Below are 26,110 nucleotides of genomic sequence, written 5' to 3' on the forward strand. Positions count from 1 at the left end.
AAACGTTACGGGATCCGCGAACCGAACATGACCGCGGCGCCCGCCACCAGCAGCCCGGCCAGGATCGCGGCCACGATGAACCACTGGGTGATCTCCTGGTTGACCAGCTTGTAGCCGAGCGAGGTGCCGATCTGCTCGTAGACCTCGCGCAGCTCGGCGCCGGACTCGGCGGTGTAGGCGCGGCCGGCGGTGCCGTCGGACAACGACTGGAGGGTCTGCTTGTTGACCGGGACGTTCACCGGGCGGCCGTCGATGTCGACGGTGCCCTCCTGGGTGCCGTAGGCGATGGTGGAGACCGGGACGTGGGACTGCTGGGCGGCCTCGATGGCCTCGTTGACCGAGCGGCCCGAGGTGTTGTCGCCGTCGGACAGCAGCACGATCGCGGCGGGCGGCGGGTCGGTGGCGGCCTGCTGGTCGAAGGAGCGCAGCGAGTCGAGGGAGTTGAAGACGGCCTCCCCGATGGCGGTGCCCGGGCGGGTGGTGAGGGTGCCGATGGCGGTGATGACGGCCTGGTGGTCGGTGGTGGGGGAGATGACGACGTTGGCCGAGCGGGCGAAGGAGACCACGCCGACGTTGAAGCGGTCGGGCAGCTCGCGGGCGAAGTTCTGGGCGGCGGCCTTGGCGGCGGCGATGCGGTTGGGCTGGACGTCGTCGGCGTCCATGGACAGGGAGACGTCCAGGGCGATCATGATGGTGGCCCGGTCGCGGGGGACGCGTACCTGGTCGGCGGGTTTGGCCGCGCCGAGGACCAGCAGCGTCATCATGGCGAGGAACAGGCCGGGGGCGACGTGCCGGCGCCAGCCGGGGCCGGCGGGGGCGACCAGGTCGAGCAGGGCCAGGTTGGTGAAGCGCACGGTGTAGCGGCGGCGGGCGAACATCGCCGCGACGTAGCCGGCCACCAGCAGCGCCACCAGCACGAACAGCCACAGCCAGGCGGGGGCGAGGAACGTCATGTCACCTTCCCGTGGGCTTTGCGGGCGACGTGGCTCATGCGGCGCTGGCGCAGCACGAACTGCGCGACGTCGAAGACCCAGTCGCGGTCGGTGCGCAGCACCAGGTGGGCGATGCCGGCGCGGCGCAGCGCCCGGCGGGTGCCCTCGCGCTGGAGTTCCGCGGCTTCGGCGTAGGCTTGGCGGACTTTGGGCGTCAGGTGCACCTCGCGTACGTTCCCGGTCTCGGGGTCGGCGAACGCGACCCGGCCGACGTCGGGCAGCTCCAGCTCGCGGGGGTCGATGACCTCGACGGCCAGGACCTGGTGGCGGGCGGCCAGCCGCCTGATGGGGCGTTCCCAGGGGCGTTCGGCGTCGGGGTCGAGGTCGGGGCGGGCGTCCAGGAAGTCGGAGACGATCAGCCGCATGCCGCGCCGGCGGCGGGTGGCGGTGAGCACCTCGATGCCCTCGGCCAGGTCGGGCGCGTCGGGGACGGCCTCGCCGCGCGGGGCGTCCATGAGGGAGTGCAGCAGCCCGTACAGGGCGGGGCGGCCGGTGCGGGCGGGCATGCGGTGGACGTACGCGTCGTGCAGGACCAGCGCGCCGAACCGGTCGCCCATGCGGCTGGACAGGAACCCGATGGCGCCGACGGCGGCGATCACCAGGTCGCGCTTGTCGGTGTCGGCGGTGCCGAAGTCCATGCTGGGCGACAGGTCGGCGAGGGCCCAGGTCTCCAGCTCGCGGTCGGCGATGAGGTCGCGGACGTGGGGGACGGTGGTGCGGGCGGTGACGTTCCAGTCCATGCGGCGCACGTCGTCCTCGCCGGGGACGTAGACGCGGCTGTCGCCTGCCTCGCTGCCGGTGCCGGGCAGCAGCCCCTGGTGGGCGCCGTGGAGCAGGCCGTCCAGCCGCCGCGTGACGGTCAGCTCCAGCTTGCGCAGCGCCTGCTCGGCGGTGGAGGCGCTCAACGGTTCTGGTTCCAGACGACGAGGGGCGGGGGCACGGCGTGCAGGATCTGCCTGACGACCTGCTCGGGGTCGACGCCGTCGGCCAGGGCGTCGAAGGTGAGCATGAGGCGGTGGGCCATGACGTCCACGGCGACGTCGCGGACGTCGTCGGGCAGCAGGTAGTCGCGGCCGCGCAGCAGCGCCATGGCGCGGCCGGCGGAGACCAGGCCGAGGGTGGCGCGGGGGCTGACGCCGATCTCGATGGTCTCGGCGAGGTCGGCCAGGCCGTACTCGGCGGGGGCGCGGGTGGCCATGACCAGGCGCACCACGTAGTCGGCGACGAGCTGGTGGACCGAGACCTCCTCGGCGGCCTGCTGGAGGGCGAGCAGCTTGTCCGGTTCGAGCACGCGCTCGGGGACGGGCGGCGTGACGCTCATCCGCTGCAGGATCTCCAGCTCCTCGTGCGCGGTGGGGTGGGGGACGCGCACCCGGAACAGGAAGCGGTCGCGCTGCACCTCGGGCAGGGGGTAGACGCCCTCGGACTCGATCGGGTTCTGGGTGGCCAGCACGATGAACGGCTTGGGCAGCGGGTGCGTGACGCCGGCCAGCGTGACCTGGCGCTCGGCCATCACCTCCAGCAGGGCGGACTGCACCTTGGCCGGGGCGCGGTTGATCTCGTCGGCGAGCAGGAAGTTGACGAAGACGGGGCCGAGCTCGACGTCGAACTTCTCGTTGGAGGGGTGGTAGACGCGGGTGCCGACGATGTCGCTCGGCACGAGGTCGGGGGTGAACTGGATCCGGGCGAACGTGCCGCCGACGACCGTGGCCAGGGTCGAGGCGGCGAGGGTCTTGGCGACGCCCGGCACCCCTTCCAGCAGGCAGTGGCCACGGGCGAGCAGGGCCACGATGAGCCTTTCGACCATGTGCTCCTGCCCGACGATGACCCGCCGGACCTCGTCGAGACTCTGACGCAGCAGGGCCGCGTCGGTTCCGCCTGGTGACTCTTCGGCGACGCTCATGACGCCATTCCACCAAACGCGCCGCAAACGTGCACGACGCCACGTCTGTGCTTTCATGGCAAACGTGGCAAGTCCCCTGCAGTACGGTGATCCGCCCCGGTTGGGACCCTTCGTCGTGCAGGCGCGCCTGCACCAGGCGCCGGCCGGTTTCGTGTACCTGGGCCAGGCGTCCGACGGGCGCGCGGTGTCGCTGGCCGTGCTGACGCGGGGGGCCGCCTTCGACGCCGCGGCGCGCGAGCGGTTCGTCACCGCGATCAGGGAGGCGGGGGGCGAGCGGGCGGGCCGGCGCGGCTGGTTCGGGCGCACGGGCCGGCAGCGGGGCACGGCCGCCGGGGCCGTGCTGGACGGGGCTCCCGAGGTGCTGGACAGCGATCTGGGGAACGCGCCGTGGGTGGCGGTGCCGTACGTGCCGGGGCGGCCGGGCGCCGAATGGTTCCTGGAGCCGGTCATGGTGGGCGGGACGCTCATCGGGCAGGCGCACGGGCCGGACTTCGTGCCGTACTGGCTGACCGACCGCGCGCCCGCGCTGCCCGGCCCGGTGAGGCGCCGGCTGCCGCTGACCGAGACGCGGCGGCGGGTGCTGCTGGCCGCGCTGGCGCTGGCGCTGCTGCTGGCGCTGGTGGCGGCGATCCTGCTGCTGCTGGTGTTCGGGCGCAACGACAGCGAGCCGCAGCCGCGGCAGCTGCCGCCGACGGTGTTCGTGCCGACGGCCCCGCCGACGCCGGAGACGACCGAGCCGCGGCCCTCGCCGTCGCAGTCGTCGTCGCCGACGCAGACCGGGCCGGCCACGCCGGGCACCTCTCCCGGCGACGACGGCGGCGAGGGCGGGCCGCTGTAAAGGGCTTGAGCCTCACGTGGCGTGAGGCTCTAGCGTCCTCGCCATGGAATTCATCGTGCACGACACCTTGACGGCGATGGCCGCCCTCCTGCGGCGGCCCCTGGACGAGCGGCCCGACGCGATCCGGGACATGCTGGGCCCGATGCGGCAGGCGATCCCGATGCCCGGCGACCTGGTGGACATCCACCACCAGGCGGGCGGCTTCCGCGTGGACGCCGACGACCCGCGTTACCTGCCCGCCGTGGAGCGGATGATCGAGGCCGACGTGCTCGGCCAGGTCCGGCGCGAGCTGGAGCGCGCCTCGCGGCGGCTCGGCGACGCCCGGCAGCGCGACGCGCTGCAGGTCATGTTCGTGCTCGGCAACCCCGACGACGAGCACCTGATGAAGCGCAGCGGCGGCTACTACGGGATGGGCGGCTCGCCCGGCTGGCTGTTCCTGCTGGCCTGGCCCGGTGAGGAGGTGATCGGCCGGATCGCGCACTGCGCGGTGCACGAGTTCCACCACAACGTGCGCTTCACCAACGTCGAATGGGACCCGGTGGCCGTGACCGTCGGGGAGCACGTGGTGGCCGAGGGGCTGGCCGAGGCGTTCGTCAGGGAGCTGTCCGGGCCGGAGGCGATGGGGCCGTGGTCGGCGATGGTGACCGGCGAGGAGTTCGACCGGGCGTACGAGCTGATCATGAAGGACTTCGACCTGGCGGGGATGCAGCACACCTCGGCGTACGTGCTGGGCGACGGCGCCATGCGGGCCTTCGGCCAGGAGCCGCGCGGCATTCCCGACATGGCCGGCTACGCGGTGGGCCTGCGGCTGGTGGACCGGGCGCTGGCCGCGACCGGGCTGACGGCGACCGAGGCGACGCTGCTCCCGGCCGCCGAGCTGATGCGCCGCGCCGGCATCCGCTGACCTCCCCGCGGGCCAGGTCAGCCCGGGGAGACGAAACCGGACTCGTAGGCGGCGATCACGGCCTGGGTGCGGTCGCGCGCGCCGAGCTTGGCCAGGACGTTGCCCACGTGCGTCTTGACCGTCTCCTGGCCGACGGACAGCTCGGCCGCGATCTCCGTGTTGGACAGCCCCCTCGCCATCAGGCGCAGCACGTCGCCCTCGCGGCCGGTGAGCCGGTCGATGCCGGGCACCCGCCCGCCCCGGCCCGCGGGGCGGCGGCCCGCCAGGGCCCGGATCGCGGCCGGGAACAGCAGCGACTCGCCCGCCGCCACCAGCCTGATGGCCTGCACCAGGTCGTCGGGGCGGGTGCGCTTGAGCAGGAACCTGCTGGCACCGGCGCGCAGGGCGTCGTAGACGTGGTCGTCGTTCTCGAACGTGGTGACCACCAGGACCTTGGGCGGGTGGTCCAGGGCCAGCAGGCGGGCGGTGGCCTGGATGCCGTCCAGGGCGGGCATGCGGACGTCCATCAGCACGACGTCGGGGCGTTCGCGGCGCACCACGGGGAGCACGGCCGCGCCGTCGGCCGCCTCGCCGACGACGGTGAGGCCGGGCTCGGAGTCGATGATGATGCGCAGGCCGGCGCGGACGAGGTCCTCGTCGTCGGCGATCACGACGGTGAGCGGCGTCATGGCGCCGACCGTAACGGCACCCGCACCACCACCCGCCACCCACCCCCATCGGACGCTTCCTGTCCCGGTCCGGCCGGTCGGGGGGCGGGGTGGGGCGCGGACGGGCCGGCCTCGAACTCGCCCCGGAGCAGCCGCACCCGCTCCCGCATCCCCGCCAGGCCCCTGCCCCCGACGCCCCCGCCGCCGACGCCTCCGACGCCGCGCCCGTCGCGCGGAGCGGCGGTCGCGTTGACGACCTCCAGCCGCAGAACGCCGTCCCGGACGCCGGCCGACAGCCGCACCGGGCCCCGGCCGTGCTTGATGGCGTTGGTCAGCGCCTCCTGCAGGATCCGGTACGCCTCGCGCGAGACGACGGCGGGCACCCCGGACAGGTCGCCGACGTCCTGCCGCACGATCGCCCCGGAAGCCGCGACCAACGCCCCGACGTCAGCCAACGTCGGCGCCACCCCCCACCCCGCCCCCGCTGACGCCGCCTCCTGCGACGTCCCCGCCGTCATCGACTCCCGCGCCCCTTCGACCGGCGCCCCTCTGCGTGAGACCGCCCCCAGCGACCTCTCCCGCGACGCCCCCTCCGAGGGCGTCCCCTCGCGATGTCCTCCCGACGTCGCTCCTTGGGACGTCGCTTCCCGGCGCGTGACGGCCCGGAGCGTCGGTTCCTGGGGCGTCGCTTCCCAGGACGTCGCTTCCCATGACGTGGGGCCCGCACCTTCGGCGGGCTCTCGACCCGGCTCCCCTGCTGCGCTCGCGAGGGCGCCGCGTGGCCGGGAGGGGGAGGGGCCGGCCGGGTCGCCGCCCTGACGGGAGGGGTTAGGCGGGCCGTCGTCCTGGCGGGAGGGGCCAGGCGGGCCGTCGTCCTGGCGGGAGGGGCCAGGCGGGCCGCCGCTCTGGCGGGCGTCCACCTGGTCGGCAGGCACGGCGACGACCGAGCCGTGGGTCGGGCCGTCGTGGGTTCGGCCGTCGTGGGTTCGGCCGTTGCCTGGGCGGCCGTTGCCTGGGCGGCCGTTGCCTGGGCGGTGGTCGTCGTCGCGGAGGAGGCCCAGGACGTGGTCCAGGTCCTCAAGGGCGGCGCGGGCCGACCGTTCGATGGCCGACAGCGCCGTGCGGGCGGTCTCCGGGTCGCGGTCGAGGACGCGTCCGGCCGCCGCGGCCTGGAGCGTGACGACGCTCAGCGCGTGCCCGACCGAGTCGTGCAGCTCCCGCGCCAGCCGGTTGCGTTCGGCGAGGACGCGGGCGTGCTCCTCGGCGGCGGCCAGCCGTTCGGCCGGCGTCGGCCCCAGCAGGACGGGCGCCAGCCGCGCCAGCCCCTCCCCGGCCCCCGCGACCAGCCCGGTCAGCGCGCCCAGCAGCGCCACCCCGCCCGCCGCCCACGCCACCGCCGGCCATCCCGGCGCGATGTGGAGGCCGACGACCTGCTCGGCCCCGCCCGTGACCGGCAGCGCCAGCGTGTAGGCGGTGAACGGCACGACGGCGAGCGTGCACCCGCTCAGCACCCCGCCCACCCCCAGGTGCACGGTGAACCACGCGGCGGTGCGGCGGCGCTCCTGCCAGGACCGCCGCCCCTGCCGCGCCGGCGGCGTCTCGATGCGCGCGCCCAGCAGGCTCTGGGCCGCGTTGACCATGAGCCCCCGCACGGGCAGGAACAGCCCGGTCGCCGCCACCACGGGCAGCACCGCCGCGAACACCCCGACCTCGACCGGCAGCATCAGATCAGCCGTGCCCCGGCCGCGGGTCAGGCCCGCGACCAGCACCCCGGCCATCATGTACGGCATCAGCAGCGCGCCCCCCAGCACGAGGCACGCCCATCGCCGGAACAGGGCCCTTCTCACACCCGCGATTATATGTCGAGAAAAATTCGCTGAGGGTGGAATGCGCTTTTAGAGAAATGCGCCGCCAGCGAAAAGATTCCTTATCCGACGGCGATCGGGACTAGCGTTTTTTGCGCAATTACCCGCACCAGAAAGGCGACCGTCATGACGGAGACCAAGCACGCGGCCTGGCCTGACCAGCTCAGCCAGCGCCTGCTGAAGGAGCGCATCGTCGTTCTCGGCCAGGAGGTCGACGACGAGATTTGCAACCGGCTCTGCGGGGAGCTGCTCCTGCTGGCGGCCGAGGACCCGAAACGCGACATCACTCTTTACATCAATTCGCCAGGCGGTTCGGTGCAGGCCGGGCTCGCGCTCTACGACATGATGCAGTTCATTCCGTGCGACGTCGCGACGGTGGCGATGGGCTTCGCCGCGTCCATGGGCCAGGTGATCCTGTCGGCGGGGGCGAAGGGCAAGCGGTTCGCCATGCCCAACGCCCGCGTCGTCATGCACCAGCCGCTCGGCGGCATCGGCGGCTCGGCCACCGACATCCAGATCCAGGCCGACAACATGATCTACACCAAGCGGCGGATGGCCGAGATCATCGCCCACCACACGGGCCAGCCGCTGGAGCGCATCCAGGCCGACTCCGACCGCGACCGCTGGTTCACCGCGCAGGAGGCCCTGGAGTACGGGATCGTCGACCACATCGCCGAAGGGACGAACTGAGATGAGCGGGCGTTACGTGCTGCCGTCGTTCACCGAGCGCACCTCGTACGGGATGAAGGAGATGAACCCGTACAACAAGCTGTTCGAGGACCGCATCATCTTCCTCGGCGCGCCGATCGACGACACCGTGGCCAACGACGTGATGGCGCAGCTCCTGACGCTGGAGTCGCTCGACCCCGACCAGGACGTCAGCCTGTACATCAACTCGCCGGGCGGCTCGTTCACCTCGATGGCCGCGATCTACGACACGATGCAGTTCATCCGGCCGGAGGTGCAGACGGTCTGCATCGGCGAGGCGGCCTCGGCGGCGGCCGTGCTGCTGGCGGCCGGCGCGCCGGGCAAGCGGGCGGCGCTGCCGCACGCGCGGGTGCTGCTGCACGAGCCGCACACCGAGGGCGGGCGCGGGCAGGGCAGCGACCTGGAGATCCACGCCAGGGAGATCCTGCGCATGCGCGACCAGCAGGAGGAGATCCTGGCCCGGCACACGGGGCGGTCGCCGCTGGAGATCCGCAAGGACATCGAGCGCGACCGCATCTTCACGGCCGAGCAGGCGCGCACGTACCGGCTGGTGGACGACATCTTCGCATCGAGGAAGCGCACCCTCGCCCCCGCCCGCTAGCTGGAGCCGCTCGCCGCCCTCCGCCTGAGCTGCTCCCCCCATCGACCCGACCTCCCCCATCGACCGACCCGACCTCCCTCATCGAGGCGGCGTGCCCTTCTCGGGTGCGCCGCCTTTTCCGCGCCCGGGCCCGACCGGGTAGATCTTTCCATCAGAAGGAGCCCCATTTCTGGGGATAGCGTCATAGAGGGGTTGATTTCGGAGGATTCCGCCAGTAGGCGTGGTGCGCATGCAAGAAGGCGTCGAAGTGGACGAGCTGGACCGGGCGCGCCTGGGTCCCCACGCCCGCCGCCCGAACCCCGACGGAGAAGCCCTCATGACCGAACAGCAGCCCTGGCAGTGGGACGAGCGGACCTGGCGCGGCCACGTCGCCCGGGTGCGCGCCGGCCGCAGCCTGCGCCCCGCGTCCTGGCCGGGCGGCGCCCGCGCCGCCGTCGCCCTGTCCTTCGACTCCGACCACGAGACCATCCCCCTCCGCGACGGCGAGACCCGGCCGGGCAAGCTCTCCCAGGGCGAGTACGGCTCCCGCGTCGGCGCCCCGCGCGTGCTGCGCCTGCTGGAGCGGCACGGCGTCCCCGCCTCGTTCTTCATGCCGGCCGTCTCCGCCCTGCTGCACCCCGGCGAGGTGCGCGACTACGTCGCCGCCGGCCACGAGGTCGCCATGCACGGCTGGATCCACGAGCGCAACATGCTGCTCACCCCCGCCGACGAGCGCGAGCTGGCGCTGCGCGCCGCCGACACGCTGGAGAAGCTGTCCGGCAGCCGCCCGGCCGGGATCCGCACCCCGTCGTGGGACTTCTCCGACCACACCCTGGCCATCACCCGCGAGCTCGGCCTCAGCTACGACTCCTCGCTGATGGCCGACGACGAGCCGTACGAGCTGCTCGCCGACGGCGAGCCGACCGGCATCGTGGAGATCCCCGTGGAGTGGATCAGGGACGACGCCCCCTACCTGACGATGGACCGTTACACCGCGGTGCGGCCGTACACGCCGCCGCGCGAGGTCGCCGGGATCTGGCGCGACGAGTTCGACGCCGCCTACGCCGAGGGCGGGCTGTTCCAGCTCACCCTGCACCCCCACGTCATCGGCCACCGCTCGCGCATGACGGCCCTGTCGGAGCTGCTCGACCACATCGCCGGCCACCAGGGCGTCTGGTACGCCACCCACGCCCAGGTCGCCGAGTACGTCAGGGAGCACGCCCCATGATCACCGCCGCGACCCCCGCGGTGGCCGGGCGGATGGGGCTGCGGCTGGAGCCGTTCGACGCCTTCGAGCCCGCCGCGTACGTTCCCGGGCGCGCCGATCTTTCCGAAGCCGCTGAGCGGGTACGTGAAGAGGCGACGGACCGTCTGACGGCATGGCTGCGCACGCAGCCGAAGGACCGCAGCGGCATCTGGCGCGACATCGCCGTCCGCCACCGTCCCGTCGAGGTTCACGACCACTACCGCGCCGTCCTCGCCGAGGCCGAGGCCCGGCAGGTGGACACGCCGCTGCTGCGCGGCGTGCTCGCCCGCCTGGCCGACGTCGAGGCCGGACGCGCGCCGATGAGCGAGGAGCACCTCGCCGCGCTGGAGGGCGCCCGATGACGACACAGGACGAGACAGGGCAGAACGGGGCGGCGGACGACGCGAGCAACCGGGCGGGCGGCGGCCGGGGCGGCGTCGCCGGGGAGTTGCACGCCTGGCTCGGCCGGCATCGCGAGGAGATGCTGGCCGACCTGGCCGCGTACGTCTCGCTGGAGACGCCCAGCAACGACAGGACTCTGCTGGACGCGGCCCTGAAGTGGCTGGACGGCTGGCTGGCGGCCCGGCTGGGGCCGCCCGCCGCGACCCGCCTGGTGGACGGCGGCACGCGCGGCGAGGCCGGCGGGCGCGGCGAGCCCGCCGTCTACGGCGACGTCCGGCTCAACGACTACGCGGGCCTCGGCGAGGTGCCGGTGCTGCTGCTGGCCCACTACGACACCGTCTGGCCCGCGGGGACGCTGGCCGCCTGGCCGTTCACCGTGGACGGCGACCTCGCCACCGGCCCCGGCGTCTTCGACATGAAGGCCGGGCTGGTCCAGCTCGTGTGGGCGGTGCGCGCGCTGGAGGCCGCCGGGCTGCCGCGCCCGCCGCTGCGGCTGCTGCTCAACGGCGACGAGGAGATCGGCAGCCCGCTGTCGCGCCCGCTCATCGAGGAGGCGGCCGAGAGCTCGGCGGCGGTGCTGGTCTTCGAGGCCAGCGCGGACGGCGCGCTGAAGACCGCCCGCAAGGGCGTCGGCATCTTCCAGGTCGCCATCACCGGCGTCGAGGCGCACGCCGGCCTCGAACCGGCCAAGGGCGCCAGCGCCATCGACGAGCTGGCCCGGGCCGTGCGCCACCTGCACGACCTCGCCGACCCGGCGGCCGGCACCACGCTCAACGTCGGCGTGGTCCGCGGCGGCACGGGCTCCAACGTCGTCGCCGGCGCGGCCCACGCCGAGGTGGACGTCCGGGTGGCGAGCCAGGCCGAGGCCGACCGGATCGCCGCCGCCCTCGCCGCGCTGCGGCCGCACGACGAGCGGGCCGCCATCGAGGTGCGGGGCGGCTGGAACCGGCCGGTCATGGAGCGCGGGCCCGGCACCGCCCGGCTGTTCGCGCTGGCCCGCGACGTGGCCGCCGGCCTCGGCGTGGAGCTGGAGGAGTGCTCGGTGGGCGGGGCCAGCGACGGCAACTTCGCCGCCGCGCTCGGCCTGCCCGTCCTGGACGGCCTCGGCGCGGTGGGCGCCGGGGCGCACGCCCGGCACGAGCACGTCAGCGTGCGCGGCATGGTGGAACGCTCCGCTCTGACGGCGGCCCTGCTCAACGCGCTGACGGGACCCTGAGCACCCGCCGCCGGGCGACCTGAGAGGCACTTGTACACTTCTGAGGTTTCTTGGGGGAAATCGGGGGAGTGGCGCGTGCCGCTGGAGCAGGTCCTGGTGTTGCTGGCCGCGGCGGCGGGCGCCGGCTGGATCGACGCCGTCGTGGGTGGCGGCGGGCTGGTCCAGCTCCCCGCCCTCATGATGACGGGGCTGCCGACCGTCGAGGCGATGGGCACGAACAAGCTGTCGTCGGTGTTCGGGACCGCCTCGGCGGCCGTGGCCTACGCCCGCTCGGCCAAGTTCGACCGGCAGGTGGCGCTGCCGGGCGCCGGGCTCGCGGTGCTGAGCGCGGGCCTCGGCGCCGCCGCGGCCGCCGCGATCTCCACCGAGGTGCTGCGGCCGGCCGTGATGGTGGTGCTGCTCGGGGTGGCGGCGTTCGTGACGCTGCGGCCGTCGCTCGGGGCGGTGCCGCAGCCGCAGCTCCGGACCGGGCGGCGGGTGGTGGCCGCCGTCGCGGTGGCCGGGGTCGGCATCGCCTTCTACGACGGCGTCATGGGGCCGGGGACGGGAACGTTCCTCATCATCGCCTTCACCACCATCCTCGGGCTGGACTTCGTCTCGGCCTCCGCCTCGGCGAAGATCATCAACGTGGGGACGAACGTCGGCGCGCTGCTGGTCTTCGGCGCGCAGGGGCACCTGCAGTGGGGGCTCGGGCTCGGCATGGCGGTGTGCAACATCGCCGGCGCCCAGCTCGGCGCGCGGATGGCGCTCAAGCGGGGCGCGGCGTTCGTCCGGATCGTGCTGTTGTGCGTGGTGGTCGCCCTGGTGGCCAGGCTGGGCTGGCAGCAGTTCGCCGGCTGACCCGGAGGTCACCCGCGGACCGGCTCGCCGGCGCGCGGGCGCAGGGCGGTGGCGGCCAGCGCCACGAACGCGGCCAGCACCGCCGGGACGGCCAGCGCCCGCGGCAGCCCGGCCAGCTCCCCGGCCGCGCCGATGAGCACCGGCCCCGACAGGAACCCCAGGTACCCGATCGAGGCGACGCGCGCCAGCGCCCGCCCCGCGAACGCCGGGTCGCGCCGCCCGGCGGCCGAGAACACCTGCGGCACGATGCACGACAGGCCCGCCCCGAAGCACCCGAACCCGGCCACGCCCGCCACCGGATGCCCGGCCAGCAGCGCCAGCCCCAGCCCGGCGGCGGCCAGCAGCCCGCAGCAGCGCACCAGCGGCACCGCGCCGAACCGGGCCGCCAGCCGGTCGCCGGCGAGCCGCCCCGCCGTCATCATGATCGAGAACGCCGCGTACCCGGCCGCCGCGAACCCCGGCGCCGCGCCCAGGTCCTCGCGCAGGTACACCGAGCTCCAGTCGGCCGCCGCCCCCTCGCCCACCAGGCAGCAGAACGCCAGCACGCCGAGGAACAACGTCCCCTTCGGCAGCCCGCCCCGGCCGGGACGCCCCGCCTCCGGCTCCGGCGGCGGGCGCAGCGCCCACCGGGCCGCCCACAGCGCCAGCGCCGCGATGACCGTCCCGGCCGCCCAGAACGTCGTCGCCGGCGACAGCCCCGCGTGCGCCGACAGCCCGCCGAGGCCCGACCCGGCGAAGCCGCCGATGCTGAACACCGCGTGGAACGACGACATGACCGGCCGGCCGTGCGCCCGCTCGACGGCGACCGCGTTGGCGTTCATGGCCACGTCCAGGACGCCGTGCGCGACCCCGAACACCAGCAGCGACCCGGCCAGCGCGGGCAGGCTCCCCGCGTAGGCGGCGGGGACCAGCGCGAGCCCCTGCACCAGGGCCGCGGGGATCATCACCCGGTAGCTGCCGTGCCGGTCCACCAGCCGCCCGACCGCCGTCATCCCGATCACCGCCCCGGCGGCGATGGCCAGCAGCGCCAGGCTGAACTGGCCCTCGCCGAGGCCGAGCCGCTCCTTGACGGCGGGGATGCGCGCGGTCCACGTCCCGACGGCCGCGCCGGCCAGGAAGAACAGCAGGTGGACGGCCGTGCGCTCGCGCCTCACGCGAGCCGCTCCCCACCCCTGGACGCCCCGCCCCCGTGCGCCCCGCCTGGCGGCGTCTCGCCTGACGGTGTCTCGCCCGATGGCACCTCGCGCACGGTGACGCCGGCCGCCACCAGCGCGTCGCGCTCCTCGCGCGGGATGCCGGAGTCGGTCACCACCACGTCCAGCCGCCCGATCGGGCACACCGCGCCGAACGCCGTGCGCGCGAACTTGCCCGAGTCGCACACCACGACCACCCGCCGCGCGGAGGCGATCGCGGCCTGCTTGATCGCCACCTCCGGCAGGTCGTGCGCGGTCAGGCCGTGCTCGGCCGACAGACCGCAGCAGCCGATCACCGCCGTGTCGAAGCGCAGCGCCCGCAGCGAGCTCTCGGCGAGCGGGCCCATGACGTTCAGCTCGCCGGAGCGCACCTCGCCGCCGGGCAGCACCAGCCGCACCCGGGGCGCGTGCGCCAGCAGCGCCACCGCCTGCAGCGCCAGCGGCAGCACGGTCAGCCGGCGGGCGGTGAGGGCGCGGGCCACCTCCAGCGCGGTCGTGCCGCCGTCCAGCACCACGGCCTCGCCGTCGGCGATCAGCCCGGCCACCTCGGCGCCGATGAGCCGCTTGGCCTCGACCGCCTCCCGCTCCCGCACGCCGAACGGCGGCTCCTCGCCGCGCAGCAGCAGCGACAGCGCGCCGCCCCTGACCCGGCGCACCACGCCCTGCTGGGCCAGCTCGTCGAGGTCGCGCCTGATCGTCATCTCCGACACGCCGTGCTCGGCGGCCAGCTCGGCGACCGAGACGCTGTCGTGGGTCCTTAACGCGCTCATGATGGCATGCAAACGATCCATATGTTCATACAAACACGACGTATGTGCGCAATACAATGGGGGTCATGCGTGCCAGCCGGTTGCTCTCCCTGCTCCTGCTCCTGCAGACGCGGGGCCGCATGACCGCGCCCGAGCTGGCCGCCGAGCTGGAGGTGTCGGTCCGCACCGTCTACCGCGACGTCGAGGCGCTGTCGGCGGCCGGCGTGCCGGTCTACGCCGACCGCGGCCCAACCGGCGGCTACCAGCTCCTGGACGGCTACCGCACCCGGCTCACCGGGCTCACCGCCGAGGAGGCGTCCTCGCTGTTCCTGGCCGGCCTGCCCGGACCGGCCGCCGAGCTGGGGCTCGCCGAGGTCGCCGCCACCGCCGAGCTGAAGCTGCTGGCCGCGCTGCCGCCCGAGCCGCGCTCGCACGCCTCGCGCATGCGCGAGCGCTTCCTGCTGGACGTGCCCGGCTGGTACCGCTCCGGCGACGACGTGCCCCACCTCACCGAGGTCGCCGAGGCGGTGTGGGAGCAGCGGCCCCTCCACATGACCTACCGGCGGTGGGGGCAGCAGGTGGTCGAGCGGGTGGTGCACCCGTACGGGCTGGTGCTCAAGGGCGGCTCCTGGTACCTGGTGGCCGCGCCGCCCGACGGCGCGCCCCGCACCTACCGGGTGGCGCGCGTGCTGACCGCCGAGACGCTGCCCGGCCGCTTCCCCCGGCCGGCGGACTTCGACCTGGCCGCCTTCTGGCAGGCCTACGCCACCGAGTTCCGCGAGCGGATGTACACCGCCGAGTGCGTGGTCAAGCTCGCGCCCGGCCGGGAGGACCTGCTGGCGTACACGGTGGGGAAGGACGTCGTGGAGGCCGCCGTCGCCGCCGCCGGGCCGCCCGACCCCGAGGGCTGGCGCACGCTCACCCTGCCGGTGGAGTCGATCACGCACGCCCGCTGGCTGCTGCTGCGCATGGGCGCCGACGTCGAGGTGCTGGAGCCGCCCGAGCTGCGCGCCCTCATGCGCGAGGCCGTCGCCGAGCTGGCCAAGCTCTACACCTGAAAACCGGAGGCGGCGGACGGCCCCGCTCTGCCACGATGCCCGCCATGTACCTTCTCGCCTTCGCCGGCGCGTGCGTCCTGATCGCCATGGTCCCGGGCGTCAGCACCGCCATCATCCTGCGCCAGACCCTCCGCTCCGGCCGCCGCGGCGGGCTGGCCGCCACGCTCGGCAACGAGACCGGCATCCTGCTGTGGGGCCTGGCCGCCGCGTTCGGGCTGTCGGCCCTGCTGGTGGCCTCCCAGCTCGCCTACGACGTGATGCGCGTCGTGGGCGCTGTCGTGCTGGTCGTGATGGGCGCCCAGTCGCTGTGGCAGGCCCGCAAGGCCGGCCGCGCGGCGGACGGCGTCCCCGAGCCCGCAGCCGCCCCGAGTGACCGGGCCGCCTACCTGGCCGGGGTCGGCACGTGCCTGGCCAACCCCAAGGCGGCGGTGTTCGCGATGTCGTTCCTGCCGCAGTTCGTCCCCGCCGGGCAGGACGTGCCCGCCACGCTCGTCACCCTGGCCGTGGTGTGGGTGCTCATCGACCTGCTCTGGTACGCCCTGCTCATCTGGGCCGTCGCCAAGGCGAAGGACTGGCTCGGCCGGCCCGCCGTGCGCCGCCGGCTGGAGCAGGTCTCCGGCGTGGTGCTTATCGGGCTGGGGGTGCGCCTGGTGGTGGAGTCCCGGTGACGACCGGGCTGGATTACCGTTGGGGCATGACGAACGATCTCGCGAGCCTGATGCGGCAGGCGCAGGACGACGACCCCCTGCTGGCCCTGCACGCCACCACCGCGCTGCGCCGCGAGATCGAGCGCCTGGAGGCGGTCCAGGTGCGGCGCGCGCGGGTGGCCGGGCTCGCCTGGGCGCAGATCGCCGACGCGATCGGCGTCAGCAAGCAGGCCGTCCACAAGAAGTACGGCCGCCGCTGACCCGCCCCGCGGTCACGGCGGCGTCCCGGCGAGCCCCGTGGGCCCGCCGGGACGCGAGCCCGCCGGAACGCGGGCCTCGCCGGGCGAGCCCGCCGGAACGCGGGCCTCGCCGGGCACGAGCCCGCCGGGACGCGGGCCCCGACGGGCCGGGTCAGTGACGCCTGCGGCCGCGGGCGGCCAAGCGCATGCGGGCCACGGCCCGCACGGTCAGCAGGGCCACCACCGCGACGACCTGCCCACCAGCGATGATCTTGTTGATGTCGACGGCCGGCCGCCAGCGCACGTCGCCGTCCTTGATGACGTACACGCCCGCCGGGCTCGCGCCGAGCCCGAACCCGCCGCCGGCGCCCTCACCGGGCCGCTCGCCCTCCTGCTTGCCGCTGCCCGCGCCGCCACCGCCGCCGATCCGGGCGACGGGGATCACGGTGACGCCGTCCTGCACGGTCGGCTCGCCGAAGACCCGCCGCACCGTCGCGACGTCCTTGACCGTGCCGCTCACGTCGATGTCCATCACAGCTCCTTCCCGACCACATCGTGGGCGGCCGGACCGGGCCGGGGGTAGGGGCGAAGGTCCCGCGTGCCCTCGCTGTGCCCTCGTCGCGCCCTCGTCGTGCCCTCGCCGGCGTGCGGGCGCCCAGGTCAGCTCGCGCGGCCCGCGCCGGCGGTCTGCGCGGCGATCAGGCGCGCGTACCTGCCGCGCAGCGCCAGCAGCTCCTCGTGGGTGCCGCGCTCCACCACGCGGCCCTCGTCGACCACCAGGATGAGGTCCGCGTCGCGGACCGTGCTCAGGCGGTGCGCGATGACGATCCTGGTCTGCGCCAGGCGGGAGAGGTTCGCCTCGATGGCGGCCTCGGTGGCGCCGTCGAGGTTGCTGGTGGCCTCGTCCAGCAGCAGCACCTTGGGCCGGGGCAGCACCGCGCGGGCCAGGGCCAGGCGCTGGCGCTGCCCGCCGGACAGGCCGCCGCCGTCGGTCAGCATCGTCTCGTAGCCCATCGGCATCGCCATCACCTCCTCGTGCAGCTCGGCCAGCCGGGCCGCGGCCACCACCCGCTCCAGCGGCGCGGCCGGGTCGTTCAGCGCGATGTTCTCCCTGATCGTGCCGCTGAACAGGGACGGGTCCTGGGTGACCACGCCGAACTGGCGGCGCAGCGTCCGCAGGTTCAGCTCACCGGCCGGGACGCCGTCGTAGCGGATCTCGCCCTCCACCGGCGTGTGCAGCGCCAGCAGCAGCCTGGCGAGCGTCGTCTTGCCCGACCCGGACGCCCCCACCAGCGCCACCTTGCGGCCCGGGCCGATGCGCACCGACACGTCCCGCACCGTCCAGGGGCCGCGCGGGTCGTGCCGGAAGCTGACGCCGCGCAGCTCGATCGCGCCGCGCAGCCGCAGCACCTCGATGCCCTCGCTCGGCTCGGGCTCGGAGGCCAGGATGTCCGACAACCGGTCGAAGTGCGCGCCGGCCTGCTGCAGGCTCTGCAGCCCCGTCATCAACGAGCCCAGCGGCGTCAGCGCGGCCAGCGCGATGGCGTTCAGCGCGATGAGCGCGCCCGCCGTGAGCTGCCCGTCGAGCACCCGCCAGGCGCCCAGCCACAGCAGCCCGAGCGGCGCCATCACCCGGATCGCGCCCAGCGACGCCTCCAGCAGCCCCTGGGTGAGCCCGGTGCGCACGTCCGCGGCGAGCTGCCTGCCGAAGTGCGCCGACCACTGCTCGACGGCCCGCCGCTCGGCGCCCGACGCCTTCAGCGTCTCGATCCCGTTGATCGTCTGGATGAGGCTGCCCTGGGACGCCGACAACGCGTTCAGCTCCTGCCGGGTGAGCGCGGCGACCCGCCGGGCGGTGCCCAGCATCAGCGCCGTCTGCGCCGCGGCCACACCCGTCAGCGCCAGCCCGAAGACCGGGTCCCACGCGTAGACCAGCACCAGGTAGCCGACGGCGAGCGGCCCGTCCAGCAACGCCGACACGACCTGGCCGGTCAGGATGCCGCCGAGCTGCGAGACGCTGGCCGCCCGCGTCACCAGGTCCCCCTTGCCGCGCAGCGTGAAGTACCGGTACGGCAGCGCCACCAGATGCTTCACCACCCCCTCGGTCAGCTCCTGGTCGGCCCGCGCCCGCACCGCCACCAGCAGCGCGCTCCGCAGGTACCCGATCACGAGCTGGGCCGCGCCCGCCAGCAGCACCGCACCGCCCAGCAGCGACAGCACCTCGACGCCCCGCGACGGCACGATCCGGTCCAGCAGCAGCTGCGAGAACATCGGCAGCGCCAGCCCGAGCAGCTGCAGCAGCAGCGAGGCGGCCACGATCTGCGCCAGCAGCCCCTTGCGCCGCCGGAACAACGTGCGCACGAACTCCCTGCGCCACGCGCTCGCCATCGACGTCGAACCCCGCTCGAAGCCCTCGCCCGGCTCGAACACCAGCAGCACGCCGGTGAACCCGGCGCCGAACTCCTCGGCGGTCAGCCGGCGGCGGCCCTCGGCCGGGTCGACCACGTCCACGCGGTCCGGGGACCAGCGCTCCACCACCACGAAGTGGTTGAACTCCCAGTGCGCGACGGCCGGCAGCGGCACCCGGGCCAGGTCCTCGGGCGCCAGGGAGAAGGCGCGGGCCTTCAGGCCGTGCTCGCGGGCGCCGTCCACGACGGCCTTGGCGCTCAGGCCGTCCCTGCCGACCTGGAGGCGTTCGGAGACCTGGTGCAGGGTGGTGCGGCGGCCGTGGTGGCACAGCACCATCGCCAGGCAGGCGGCGCCGCACTCGGTGACGGCGTTCTGCAGGATGACGGGCAGGCGGCGGATCACGCGGCGGCCCCGGCGGCGCGCAGGGCCAGCGAGGTCACGACGAGCGCCGCGGCGAGGATCGCCATCACGACCAGCCACAACACCAGGAACGACGGGCCGCGGATCACCAGCGGGACGCGGGCGGGCTCCCGGGCCGCGGCCCGGCTGCGCAACGCCTGCTCCCGATAGATCCCCCGCCCCGGCCCCGCAGCCCGCCCCGGCCCCGCAGCCCGCTCCGGCCCCGCAACCCGCTCCGGCCCCGCATCCCGCTCTGGTCCCGAAGGGCGGGCCGGGTTCTCGGGCGGGGGTGGGGCGGTGTGACGGGGGCGGGGGAGCGGTCGCGTCGGCCCATACGGACCGGCCTCGGTCCGGGCCTGCCTGGACTCGCGGGTCTGGTCGGGAGGGCGGGCCTGGTCGTGCGGACGGGCGGGGTTGTACGGGCGGGTCTGGTCGTACCTGCGGATCTGGTCATGCGGGCTGGTCTGGTCGTAGGGGTCGTTCACGAGCGGTGCCATTCCACCTCGGCGGCCGCCCGCCGCTCCGCCAGCCACGCCCCGAACGCCGCCCGCCCCGCCTCGGCCAGCGTCCCGGCGTCGGCCACGGCCTCCGTCCTGGACAGCACGGCCCCCGTCAGGAAGCCGCCGCCCGGCGCCGACGCCGGCCCCACGACGTCCCCGGCCGCCGCGCCGCGCAACATCTCGGGCAGCTCGTGCTCCCACCGCGTCCCGACCGTCACCACGGCCTCCCCGTACGCTGCCTCCCCGTGCGCCGCCGCCCCGCCCAGCAGCTCGCCGGGCGTGCCCGCGACCACCCGCTCAGGGCCGGTGACCCACACCGCCCGCACCCGCGCGAAGTCCGCCAGGTGCGCCGCCAGGTACGCCGGCGCCAGCTCGGCCTCCTTGCCCAGCCGGAACCGCCGCCGCCGCGCGATCGCGCCGATGTAGGACTCGAACTGCTCGCCCGACAGGCCCGCCGCCGTCATCCAGGCGAGCGTGGCCGCCCGGTCGTGCAGCCCGCGGCCCCGCCGGAACTCGTCCGCCGTGGCCTGCAGCTCCGCCGCCGTCGGCGGCGTGGCGTCGTCGCCCGCCTCCTCCAGGGCCGCGGCCAGCAGGCACTGGTCCACGATCTCCTGGTACGGCGACCCGCCGCCCTTCGACAACGTCCGCAACATGGTCAGCGCCTGCGACACCGACACGTGCACGCCGTCCACGCTGACCAGGTGCCCGGCCGCCCAGTGCGTCGAATGGTCGACCAGCCACGGCACCCCGTCCTCGGCCGGCGCGGTCACCGCGACCGTGCCGCCGCCCGGATGGTCGAACAGCAGGTCGTAGTCCACCACCGGCGTGCCGGGACGCTCGTCCACGACGAGCTGCGCACCGACCCCCGGATGGCGCGCCGCCCAGTCCCGGGCCGCCGCGCGGGCGGCGGGCACGGCCGAGCGCCGGCGGGGCAGTGAGCGCAGCAGCTCCACCCCCGACTCCAGGGCCTGCGCGAACACGCTTGCGGTCACGGTCTTCCTCCGTCCATCAGCCAGGCCGCGATCGCGTCGCTGACCGGCAGCCCGGCCCACAGCTCGACGAACCCCCACGCGCCGTTGGAGTTCAGCTCCAGGAACACGTACTCGCCGCCGGGCGTGACGATGAGGTCCAGGGCGGCGTAGGTGAGGCCGACGTCGGCGACCAGCCGGGCGCAGCGCCGCGCCACGCCGGCGGGCAGCTCGTGCGGGCCGTAGCGGACGCGGTCGTTGTCGTAGTGCCGCCAGTCGTGCCTGGCCGCGGCCGAGGCCGACGCGTCGATCTCGGCGGCGAGCACCTGCTCGCCGACCACGATCACCCGCAGCTCGACGGCCTTGTCCACGTACGGCTGCAGGATCACCGGCTCGTGCCGCAGCCGGTGCCGCGAGGTCAGGTGCCGGCGTTCCACCAGCGTCGTGTACGCCCGGTGCGGCTCCCCTTCGACGCGGAACCGCTCGGCCGCGATCTGCTTGGCCACCAGCCGCCCGCCCGCGGCCTCGTAGGCGGGCGCCAGCCGCGCCGGGTCGTTGGTGAAGAGCGTGTCCGGCACGGTGAAGCCCAGCTCGGCGGCGCGCGCCAGGTGCAGGACCTTGTTGTGCGCGCGGAGCTCGTCGGCGCGGGTGCCGGGCAGCCAGCGCGCCCCGAGCAGGCTGAACACGCCGTCGAGCATGACCTCGGCCTGCAGCCTGGCGTGCGCCTGGTGGCTCGGCTCGGCCACCTCCGGCGCCGGGCGCGGGCCGCTCGGCCGGCTCCGCCACACCGCGCTCACCCGCGACAGGTCCACGGTGTGCGTGCCGGTGTCGAGCAGCAGCCGCCGCCGGCCGCCGGCGAACTCGGCGGTGATCCGGCTCTCGCCGGGGAAGGCGCCGTTGTCCCACCACAGCACGGGCACACCCGGCCCGCCGGGCGCACCGTCGGGCGCGCTGCCGGGCCCGGCGTCGCCGAGCCGCCGGGCGCCGCGCCGCAGCAGCGCCGCCAGCACCCGCTCGGCCGCGCCGTCCCCGGGCGCGCTCATGATCACTATCACTGCCGGTCCCGTCTCATGAGAGCGCGGCGGGACGTCGCCGTCCCACCGCGCGGTTCAGCTATCGGCTCGCGCCGGGTCTCAGATCAGCCACCACTCGTAGGGCACGTCGTCGAGCGTCCAGGCGCTTGCGACCCACTCCTTGCGCCGGCCGCCGGCCACCTCGCCCAGCTCGGCCTGCGACAGCTCGGCCCCCTCGAACGACAGATCGTCGATCTTGATCTTCGACATGACTCACTCTCCCGGGCCGCGTCCCCCGCGGCCCCCGTCGGTCGCCGGGTGGTTCAGCCCCCCGGTCGTGGTGAACGTTAGGGACGGCGACTTGGAAGAGACTTGTGATCGGCTTCGGCGCGGCTCCAAGCCCGGCGCAAGGCGGGGCTTCAGTGGCCCCCGTGGGCCTGCCGGTAGCGGGAGGGGGCGATGCCGTACCTGCTGGTGAAGGCCTGACGCAGGGTCTCGGCCGAGCCGAAGCCGCAGCGCGCCGCGACGGCCGGCATCGGCAGGGACGTGCCGGCCAGCAGGTGCGCGGCGGCCTCCAGACGGGCCTGCTTGACGAACTGCGCGGGCGTGCGCCCGAGATGGGTCAGGAACAGCCGGGTCAGGTGCCGGACGCTGATCCCCGCGTGGGCGGCGAGCGCGGCGGCGGACAGGTCGCCGTCCAGACCGGCGTGAACGTGCTCGACCAGGCCGCGCACCACGTCGTTGCCGGGCGGCGGGGCGGCGGTGAAGATGCTCATCTGCGCCTGGTTGCCGGGCCGCTGCAGGTAGATCACCAGGTGCCGGGCGACGAGCCGGGCCATGTCGGGGCCGTGGTCCTCCTCGATCAGCGCCACCGACAGGTCGAGGGCGCTGGTGACGCCCGCCGAGGTGATGAGGTTGCCGTCGCGGATGTAGATGGGGTCGGGGTCGACGATCACGTCGGGGTGGCGGGCCGCCATGTCGCCGGCGTAACGCCAGTGGGTGGTGACGCGCCTGCCGTCCAGCAGGCCGGCGGCGGCCAGGACGCCCGCGCCGGTGCAGATGGAGGCGACGCGGCGGCTCTCGCGCGCCAGCCGCCGCACGTGCGCGACGATCAGCGGGTTGGCGGCGGCCTCCTCGTGGCCGAGGCCGCCCGCGACGAGCAGCGTGTCGAACGGGCCCGTCGCGCGCTCCAGCGGATGGCCGCCCAGCAGGGCGAGCCCCGTGGGCAGGCTGATCGGGCGGCCCCCCGGGGTCAGCAGGCGGGTACGGTACGGCACGCGGGCGCAGCCGTACTTGTTCGCCATGCCGAGGCTCGTGGTGACGCAGGCGATGTCGATCAGTTCGGCGCCGTCGTAGCCGACGACCGCGACCAGCCGCTCGTCCATGGGACGAATCTAGTTCCCTTTCGCGCCGGAAGCGGCATACCGGCTCAGGACGGGGTCCGCCACGGCCCGGGCCGGGCGGCACACCGTCTGCCCGTGCTCCCGGAACAGCGCGTCCCGCGAGGGGAACCGGCCGAGGTCGGCCAGCACGTGACCGGACAGGTCACAGGCCGCGCCCCCGCCGCCGTCCCGGGCGCAGCAGCGGCAGGCGGGCGTGCCAGAACCGGCCGGCCACCAGCAGGCCCCTGACGCGGGTCGGGATCCCGCAGGCGCGGGCCGCCGCCTCCAGCACCGCGAGCCGCTGGCTGCACGAGCCGCGCCCCCGCCGCAGCGTCCGGGACGCGGGCTGCCCCTCCTCCAGGGCGTACACCGGCCGCACCCGGGCGGCGACCAGGCGGTGGGCCGCGACCAGCAGGTGCCGTCCCGGTCCCGCGGCGGCGGCGCGGGCGTCGGCGGCGAGGGCGAGCACCCGCGGGTGCGCCAGGTCGAGGATCGGCGTCGCGCCGAGCCCGTCCCGCCCCGGCCAGGTGGTGGCGGCGGGCCGGCCGAGCCCGTCACGCGGAGGTGGCGTCATGGCGGCAGGCTAGTCACCGCCGGGCCGGCGCTTCTCGCCGGGCCGGGCCAGCGCGGCGACCTTCTCCGGCCGCTCCCGGCCGGCGGCGGCCTCGCGGCCGAGCCGGCTCGGCCACCAGGCGCGCCCGCCGAGGTCCCGCACCAGCGCCGGGACCAGCAGCGACCGCACCACCAGGGTGTCGAGCAGCACCCCGAGCGCGACGATGAAGGCGATCTGCACGAGGAAGGCCAGCGGGATCACCACCAGCGCGGCGAAGGTGGCGGCCAGCACCACCCCGGCCGAGGTGATCACGCCGCCGGTGGTGACCAGGCCGCGCAGCATCCCCTCCCTGGCCCCGTGGCGCGCGGTCTCCTCGCGGACCCGCGACATCAGGAAGATGTTGTAGTCCACGCCCAGCGCCACCAGGAAGACGAAGCCGTACAGGGGGACCGACGCGTCGCTGCCGGTGAAGCCGAGCACGTGCTCGAAGACCAGCGTCGAGACGCCGAGCGTGGCCAGGAAGTTCAGCGCCACCGTGGCCACCAGGAGCACCGGCATCGCCAGGGAGCGCAGCAGCACGACCAGGATGAGCAGGATGATCGCCAGCACCACCGGGACGATGAGCAGCGTGTCGTGCCTGGCGGTCCGCGTCGTGTCGTAGCGCTGGGCGCTGTAGCCGCCGACCAGCGTGCCCTGCCCGGCGTCGAACGCGGCCCGCAGCCGGGCGACCGTGTCCTGCGCGGCGTCCCCGTCCGGGGCGTCGCGCAGCGTGGCCTCGACGAGCACCCGGCCGTCCACCACCTTCGGGGCGTCGCCCGGCCTGCCGCTCGCGCTCACCGGCGCGGCGTCCGCGACGCCCTCGACGCGGCGGGCCGCCGCGGCCACGGCATCGGCCCGCTCCGCCGGGGCGACGATGACGGCCGGCTGCCCGGACCCGCCGGGGAAGTGCCGGCCCAGCGTCTCCTGGGCGGCCACCGACGGCGCGCCGCCCACGAACGTCTCCTCCAGCGGCACGCCACGCGCGTCGAGGCTGGGCGCGAACAGGGCGAGCGCGGCCAGGGGCAGCACGGTGAGCGCCCACAGGCGGCGCGGCCGCCGGTCCACCCACCCGGCCACCCGCCCCCACACCCCGACCGCCGCGCCACCCGCACCCGTTCCCGCCGCATCCGTTCCCGCCGTGCCCGTCACCGCCGTGCCTGTTCCCGCCGCACCCGCGCCGGCCGCACCCGCGCCGGCCGGGCCCGCGCCGGTCGCCTTGGGCTTGGCGGGCCAGAGCGCGGCGCGTCCCAGCAGGACGAGCACCGCGGGCAGGAACGTCAGCGCGCTCAGCGCGGCGCACGCGATGCCGACCGCCCCCACCGGCCCGAGCGCCCGGTTGTTGGTCAGGCCGCTGAGCAGCAGCGCCAGCAGCCCCAGGGCGACGGTGGCGGCGCTGGCCAGGATCGGCTCGACCGAGCGCCGCAGCGCCACCCGGCCCGCGGCGAAGCGGTCGCGGCCCGCCGCCAGCTCCTCGCGGAAGCGGGCGGTCAGCAGCAGCGCGTAGTCCGTGGCCGCGCCGATCACCAGGATGAACAGGATGCCCTGCACCTGCCCGTCCACCCGGACGACGTCGTGGCCGGCCAGGACGTACACCACGGCGCAGGCCAGCCCGAGCGCGAACACCGCGCCGAGGATGATCACCAGCGGCAGCAGCACGCTCCGGTACACCGCGAGCAGGATCACCAGCACCGCCGCGAGCGCCACCGCGAGCAGCAGCCCGTCGATGCCGGCGAAGGCCCCGGCGAGGTCGGCCCGGGTGGCGGCGGGCCCGGCGAGCTGCGCCCGCAGCCCGTCCACGGCGACCGCCGCGCCGACGCGGTCGAGGGCGTCGCCGAGCTCGTCGCCCGGCAGGCCGGGGTCGAGCTGGACGACGCCCCGCAGCGCCAGCTTGTCGTCGGAGGGCAGGGCGGGGGAGGGCGTGCCGGTGACGTGCGGCGTGCCGCGCAGCGCGGCCAGGGCCTCGGTGGCGGCGGCGCGCTGCGCGTCCGTGACGGTCCTGCCGCCCGCCGTCCAGACGACGATCACCGGTTGGGCCTCGCCCTGCCGGAACCGCTCCTGGACCTCCAGCACGCGTGTCGACTCGGCGCTCCGGGGCAGGAACGCCGCCTGGTCGTTGGTGGCCACCTCGCCGAGCTTGCCCGCGAAGGGCCCGAGACCGCCGCCCACGGCGAGCCAGACCAGGACGAGCAGCGCGGGGACGAGCCGGCGGACCGGTCGCGGGTTCACGACATCACCTCTCCGTCACCTAAGATAGCTCGATCATAAACAATCTTAATCATTGAGTTAATGTAGCATGGTCACATGGACGGCGGCAGCGGGGAGGGCACCCGCGCGGAGGATCTCGGCCTGCACGCCTTCGCCGCGCGGCTGCGCCGGATGACCGCCGAGTTCAACCGGATCGCCCACGAGTTCGCGAGCGAGCACGGCCTGCACACCACCGACGTGCAGGCGCTCGTCATGATCTTCGACTCGCCCACGCCGCTCACCCCGAGCCGCCTGCGCGAGGAGCTCAACCTCACCTCCGGCGCGGTCACCGCGTGCCTCGACCGCCTGGAGCGGGCCGGGCACATCCGCCGTGTCCGCGAGGCGCACGACCGCCGCGTGGTCCACCTCCACTACCTCGACGCGGCGAAGGAGTTCGCCGCCGCGTTCTTCCGCCCGGTCGGCCGCAGCACCGCCAACGCGCTCGACCGCTTCAGCCAGGACGAGCTCCGCACGGTCGCCGCCTTCCTCGACGCGCTCAACGAGGAGCTGGGCGTGCTGCGCGCCGCGCCCCGTTCCTCCTCCTGACCTTGTCTTCGGTCCGGGCACCGGCGACGG

The 26,110-nt window shown here is 75.0% G+C and carries 28 protein-coding genes; 12 read left to right on the forward strand and 16 right to left on the reverse strand.

Annotated features, from left to right (window positions below):
* Positions 1 to 5: 5 nt before the first annotated feature.
* Genes MF672_RS36870 through MF672_RS36880 form a run of 3 tightly spaced genes read right to left on the reverse strand, consistent with a single transcriptional unit; the run spans position 6 to position 2,895 of the window.
* Positions 6 to 953: a VWA domain-containing protein gene (locus tag MF672_RS36870; protein WP_242379347.1), complete on the reverse strand. Its 948-nt coding sequence runs from the start codon at positions 951 to 953 to the stop codon at positions 6 to 8.
* Positions 950 to 1,897 (reverse strand): DUF58 domain-containing protein, encoded by a 948-nt coding sequence (locus MF672_RS36875; RefSeq protein WP_242379346.1) that lies wholly within the window; start codon positions 1,895 to 1,897, stop codon positions 950 to 952. The genes MF672_RS36870 and MF672_RS36875 overlap by 4 nt, the downstream gene beginning before the upstream one ends.
* The gene (locus MF672_RS36880; RefSeq protein ID WP_242379345.1) at positions 1,894 to 2,895 is read right to left on the reverse strand and encodes an AAA family ATPase; all 1,002 of its coding nucleotides are present in this window, start codon (positions 2,893 to 2,895) and stop codon (positions 1,894 to 1,896) included. The genes MF672_RS36875 and MF672_RS36880 overlap by 4 nt, the downstream gene beginning before the upstream one ends.
* Positions 2,896 to 2,950: 55 nt before the next feature.
* On the opposite strand from MF672_RS36880, the gene MF672_RS36885 reads away from it, so the two are divergent.
* Both MF672_RS36885 and MF672_RS36890 read left to right on the forward strand, forming a co-directional pair.
* A complete protein-coding gene (locus tag MF672_RS36885; RefSeq protein WP_242379344.1) occupies positions 2,951 to 3,733 on the forward strand; it encodes a hypothetical protein in 783 nt (260 codons plus the stop codon).
* A gap of 43 nt (positions 3,734 to 3,776) precedes the next feature.
* On the forward strand, positions 3,777 to 4,637 hold the full coding sequence (locus MF672_RS36890) for a DUF2268 domain-containing putative Zn-dependent protease (protein WP_242379342.1): 861 nt from the start codon (positions 3,777 to 3,779) through the stop codon (positions 4,635 to 4,637).
* 17 nt (positions 4,638 to 4,654) lie between these two features.
* On the opposite strand, the gene MF672_RS36895 is transcribed toward MF672_RS36890, so the two are convergent.
* Positions 4,655 to 5,305, reverse strand: coding sequence for a response regulator transcription factor (locus MF672_RS36895; RefSeq protein ID WP_242379340.1), 651 nt, complete (start codon positions 5,303 to 5,305; stop codon positions 4,655 to 4,657).
* Positions 5,302 to 7,131, reverse strand: coding sequence for a histidine kinase (locus tag MF672_RS36900; protein WP_242379338.1), 1,830 nt, complete (start codon positions 7,129 to 7,131; stop codon positions 5,302 to 5,304). Before MF672_RS36900 ends, MF672_RS36895 begins: the two co-directional genes overlap by 4 nt.
* A gap of 144 nt (positions 7,132 to 7,275) precedes the next feature.
* Between MF672_RS36900 and MF672_RS36905 the strand changes: the two genes are divergently transcribed.
* From MF672_RS36905 to MF672_RS36930, 6 genes are all read left to right on the forward strand, one after another.
* Positions 7,276 to 7,839: a ClpP family protease gene (locus MF672_RS36905; protein WP_242379336.1), complete on the forward strand. Its 564-nt coding sequence runs from the start codon at positions 7,276 to 7,278 to the stop codon at positions 7,837 to 7,839.
* A 1-nt stretch (position 7,840) separates the two neighbouring features.
* A complete protein-coding gene (locus MF672_RS36910) occupies positions 7,841 to 8,458 on the forward strand; it encodes an ATP-dependent Clp protease proteolytic subunit (protein ID WP_242379333.1) in 618 nt (205 codons plus the stop codon).
* A 316-nt stretch (positions 8,459 to 8,774) separates the two neighbouring features.
* Positions 8,775 to 9,665 carry a polysaccharide deacetylase family protein gene (locus MF672_RS36915; protein WP_242379332.1) on the forward strand — a complete coding sequence of 297 codons (891 nt, stop codon included), beginning with the start codon at positions 8,775 to 8,777 and terminating at the stop codon, positions 9,663 to 9,665.
* Complete coding sequence (locus MF672_RS36920; protein WP_242379331.1) at positions 9,662 to 10,045, forward strand: ketopantoate reductase family protein; 384 nt, start codon at positions 9,662 to 9,664, stop codon at positions 10,043 to 10,045. The genes MF672_RS36915 and MF672_RS36920 overlap by 4 nt, the downstream gene beginning before the upstream one ends.
* Positions 10,042 to 11,301: a M20 family metallopeptidase gene (locus MF672_RS36925; protein ID WP_242379330.1), complete on the forward strand. Its 1,260-nt coding sequence runs from the start codon at positions 10,042 to 10,044 to the stop codon at positions 11,299 to 11,301. The genes MF672_RS36920 and MF672_RS36925 overlap by 4 nt, the downstream gene beginning before the upstream one ends.
* Before the next feature lie 75 nt (positions 11,302 to 11,376).
* Positions 11,377 to 12,141, forward strand: a complete 765-nt coding sequence (locus MF672_RS36930; protein WP_242379329.1) for a sulfite exporter TauE/SafE family protein — start codon at positions 11,377 to 11,379, stop codon at positions 12,139 to 12,141.
* Positions 12,142 to 12,149: 8 nt separating this feature from the next.
* On the opposite strand, the gene MF672_RS36935 is transcribed toward MF672_RS36930, so the two are convergent.
* Positions 12,150 to 13,295, reverse strand: coding sequence for an MFS transporter (locus MF672_RS36935; RefSeq protein ID WP_242379328.1), 1,146 nt, complete (start codon positions 13,293 to 13,295; stop codon positions 12,150 to 12,152).
* Positions 13,292 to 14,125 (reverse strand): DeoR/GlpR family DNA-binding transcription regulator, encoded by an 834-nt coding sequence (locus MF672_RS36940; RefSeq protein WP_302893338.1) that lies wholly within the window; start codon positions 14,123 to 14,125, stop codon positions 13,292 to 13,294. Before MF672_RS36940 ends, MF672_RS36935 begins: the two co-directional genes overlap by 4 nt.
* Positions 14,126 to 14,169: 44 nt before the next feature.
* Between MF672_RS36940 and MF672_RS36945 the strand changes: the two genes are divergently transcribed.
* From MF672_RS36945 to MF672_RS36955, 3 genes are read left to right on the forward strand one after another with little or no spacing between them, the layout of a single operon-like run.
* Complete coding sequence (locus MF672_RS36945) at positions 14,170 to 15,141, forward strand: helix-turn-helix transcriptional regulator (protein ID WP_242379325.1); 972 nt, start codon at positions 14,170 to 14,172, stop codon at positions 15,139 to 15,141.
* A 44-nt stretch (positions 15,142 to 15,185) separates the two neighbouring features.
* Positions 15,186 to 15,809, forward strand: a complete 624-nt coding sequence (locus tag MF672_RS36950; RefSeq protein WP_242379324.1) for a LysE family translocator — start codon at positions 15,186 to 15,188, stop codon at positions 15,807 to 15,809.
* A gap of 26 nt (positions 15,810 to 15,835) precedes the next feature.
* Entirely contained in the window at positions 15,836 to 16,048 is a 213-nt protein-coding gene (locus MF672_RS36955) for a hypothetical protein (RefSeq protein ID WP_242379323.1), read from the forward strand.
* A 151-nt stretch (positions 16,049 to 16,199) separates the two neighbouring features.
* Here the strand turns inward: MF672_RS36955 and MF672_RS36960 are convergent, their stop codons facing one another.
* From MF672_RS36960 to MF672_RS37000, 9 genes are all read right to left on the reverse strand, one after another.
* On the reverse strand, positions 16,200 to 16,559 hold the full coding sequence (locus tag MF672_RS36960) for a spore germination protein GerW family protein (protein ID WP_242381738.1): 360 nt from the start codon (positions 16,557 to 16,559) through the stop codon (positions 16,200 to 16,202).
* Between the two features lie 128 nt (positions 16,560 to 16,687).
* Positions 16,688 to 18,838: a peptidase domain-containing ABC transporter gene (locus tag MF672_RS36965; protein ID WP_242381737.1), complete on the reverse strand. Its 2,151-nt coding sequence runs from the start codon at positions 18,836 to 18,838 to the stop codon at positions 16,688 to 16,690.
* Positions 18,835 to 19,332, reverse strand: coding sequence for a hypothetical protein (locus tag MF672_RS36970; RefSeq protein WP_242381736.1), 498 nt, complete (start codon positions 19,330 to 19,332; stop codon positions 18,835 to 18,837). The genes MF672_RS36965 and MF672_RS36970 overlap by 4 nt, the downstream gene beginning before the upstream one ends.
* Entirely contained in the window at positions 19,317 to 20,327 is a 1,011-nt protein-coding gene (locus MF672_RS36975; protein ID WP_242381735.1) for a TIGR04500 family putative peptide maturation system protein, read from the reverse strand. Before MF672_RS36975 ends, MF672_RS36970 begins: the two co-directional genes overlap by 16 nt.
* A complete protein-coding gene (locus MF672_RS36980; protein ID WP_242381734.1) occupies positions 20,324 to 21,346 on the reverse strand; it encodes an MvdC/MvdD family ATP grasp protein in 1,023 nt (340 codons plus the stop codon). The genes MF672_RS36975 and MF672_RS36980 overlap by 4 nt, the downstream gene beginning before the upstream one ends.
* A gap of 90 nt (positions 21,347 to 21,436) precedes the next feature.
* Positions 21,437 to 21,586: a putative ATP-grasp target RiPP gene (locus tag MF672_RS36985; RefSeq protein ID WP_242381733.1), complete on the reverse strand. Its 150-nt coding sequence runs from the start codon at positions 21,584 to 21,586 to the stop codon at positions 21,437 to 21,439.
* Between the two features lie 149 nt (positions 21,587 to 21,735).
* The gene (locus MF672_RS36990; protein ID WP_242381732.1) at positions 21,736 to 22,701 is read right to left on the reverse strand and encodes a GlxA family transcriptional regulator; all 966 of its coding nucleotides are present in this window, start codon (positions 22,699 to 22,701) and stop codon (positions 21,736 to 21,738) included.
* Positions 22,702 to 22,861: 160 nt separating this feature from the next.
* The gene (locus MF672_RS36995) at positions 22,862 to 23,272 is read right to left on the reverse strand and encodes a transglutaminase domain-containing protein (RefSeq protein ID WP_242381731.1); all 411 of its coding nucleotides are present in this window, start codon (positions 23,270 to 23,272) and stop codon (positions 22,862 to 22,864) included.
* 9 nt (positions 23,273 to 23,281) lie between these two features.
* Positions 23,282 to 25,516 (reverse strand): MMPL family transporter, encoded by a 2,235-nt coding sequence (locus MF672_RS37000; RefSeq protein ID WP_242381730.1) that lies wholly within the window; start codon positions 25,514 to 25,516, stop codon positions 23,282 to 23,284.
* A 75-nt stretch (positions 25,517 to 25,591) separates the two neighbouring features.
* Here MF672_RS37000 and MF672_RS37005 point away from each other — a divergent pair, with 75 nt between their 5' ends.
* Complete coding sequence (locus MF672_RS37005) at positions 25,592 to 26,080, forward strand: MarR family winged helix-turn-helix transcriptional regulator (RefSeq protein ID WP_242381729.1); 489 nt, start codon at positions 25,592 to 25,594, stop codon at positions 26,078 to 26,080.
* Positions 26,081 to 26,110 lie beyond the last annotated feature (30 nt).

The sequence above is a fragment of the Actinomadura luzonensis genome, from assembly GCF_022664455.2.
In the GTDB taxonomy this organism is placed as follows: domain Bacteria; phylum Actinomycetota; class Actinomycetes; order Streptosporangiales; family Streptosporangiaceae; genus Nonomuraea; species Nonomuraea luzonensis.

Coding starts and splice junctions, on each gene's coding strand:
- MF672_RS36870 (WP_242379347.1), bottom strand. CDS start 953: ATGACGTTCCTCGCCCCCGCCTGGCTGTGGCTGTTCGTGCTGGTGGCG.
- MF672_RS36880 (WP_242379345.1), bottom strand. CDS start 2,895: ATGAGCGTCGCCGAAGAGTCACCAGGCGGAACCGACGCGGCCCTGCTG.
- MF672_RS36885 (WP_242379344.1), top strand. CDS start 2,951: ATGGCAAACGTGGCAAGTCCCCTGCAGTACGGTGATCCGCCCCGGTTG.
- MF672_RS36890 (WP_242379342.1), top strand. CDS start 3,777: ATGGAATTCATCGTGCACGACACCTTGACGGCGATGGCCGCCCTCCTG.
- MF672_RS36895 (WP_242379340.1), bottom strand. CDS start 5,305: ATGACGCCGCTCACCGTCGTGATCGCCGACGACGAGGACCTCGTCCGC.
- MF672_RS36905 (WP_242379336.1), top strand. CDS start 7,276: ATGACGGAGACCAAGCACGCGGCCTGGCCTGACCAGCTCAGCCAGCGC.
- MF672_RS36910 (WP_242379333.1), top strand. CDS start 7,841: ATGAGCGGGCGTTACGTGCTGCCGTCGTTCACCGAGCGCACCTCGTAC.
- MF672_RS36915 (WP_242379332.1), top strand. CDS start 8,775: ATGACCGAACAGCAGCCCTGGCAGTGGGACGAGCGGACCTGGCGCGGC.
- MF672_RS36920 (WP_242379331.1), top strand. CDS start 9,662: ATGATCACCGCCGCGACCCCCGCGGTGGCCGGGCGGATGGGGCTGCGG.
- MF672_RS36925 (WP_242379330.1), top strand. CDS start 10,042: ATGACGACACAGGACGAGACAGGGCAGAACGGGGCGGCGGACGACGCG.
- MF672_RS36940 (WP_302893338.1), bottom strand. CDS start 14,125: ATGGATCGTTTGCATGCCATCATGAGCGCGTTAAGGACCCACGACAGC.
- MF672_RS36945 (WP_242379325.1), top strand. CDS start 14,170: ATGCGTGCCAGCCGGTTGCTCTCCCTGCTCCTGCTCCTGCAGACGCGG.
- MF672_RS36950 (WP_242379324.1), top strand. CDS start 15,186: ATGTACCTTCTCGCCTTCGCCGGCGCGTGCGTCCTGATCGCCATGGTC.
- MF672_RS36955 (WP_242379323.1), top strand. CDS start 15,836: ATGACGAACGATCTCGCGAGCCTGATGCGGCAGGCGCAGGACGACGAC.
- MF672_RS36960 (WP_242381738.1), bottom strand. CDS start 16,559: ATGGACATCGACGTGAGCGGCACGGTCAAGGACGTCGCGACGGTGCGG.
- MF672_RS36970 (WP_242381736.1), bottom strand. CDS start 19,332: ATGGCACCGCTCGTGAACGACCCCTACGACCAGACCAGCCCGCATGAC.
- MF672_RS36980 (WP_242381734.1), bottom strand. CDS start 21,346: ATGAGCGCGCCCGGGGACGGCGCGGCCGAGCGGGTGCTGGCGGCGCTG.
- MF672_RS36985 (WP_242381733.1), bottom strand. CDS start 21,586: ATGTCGAAGATCAAGATCGACGATCTGTCGTTCGAGGGGGCCGAGCTG.
- MF672_RS36990 (WP_242381732.1), bottom strand. CDS start 22,701: ATGGACGAGCGGCTGGTCGCGGTCGTCGGCTACGACGGCGCCGAACTG.
- MF672_RS36995 (WP_242381731.1), bottom strand. CDS start 23,272: ATGACGCCACCTCCGCGTGACGGGCTCGGCCGGCCCGCCGCCACCACC.
- MF672_RS37005 (WP_242381729.1), top strand. CDS start 25,592: ATGGACGGCGGCAGCGGGGAGGGCACCCGCGCGGAGGATCTCGGCCTG.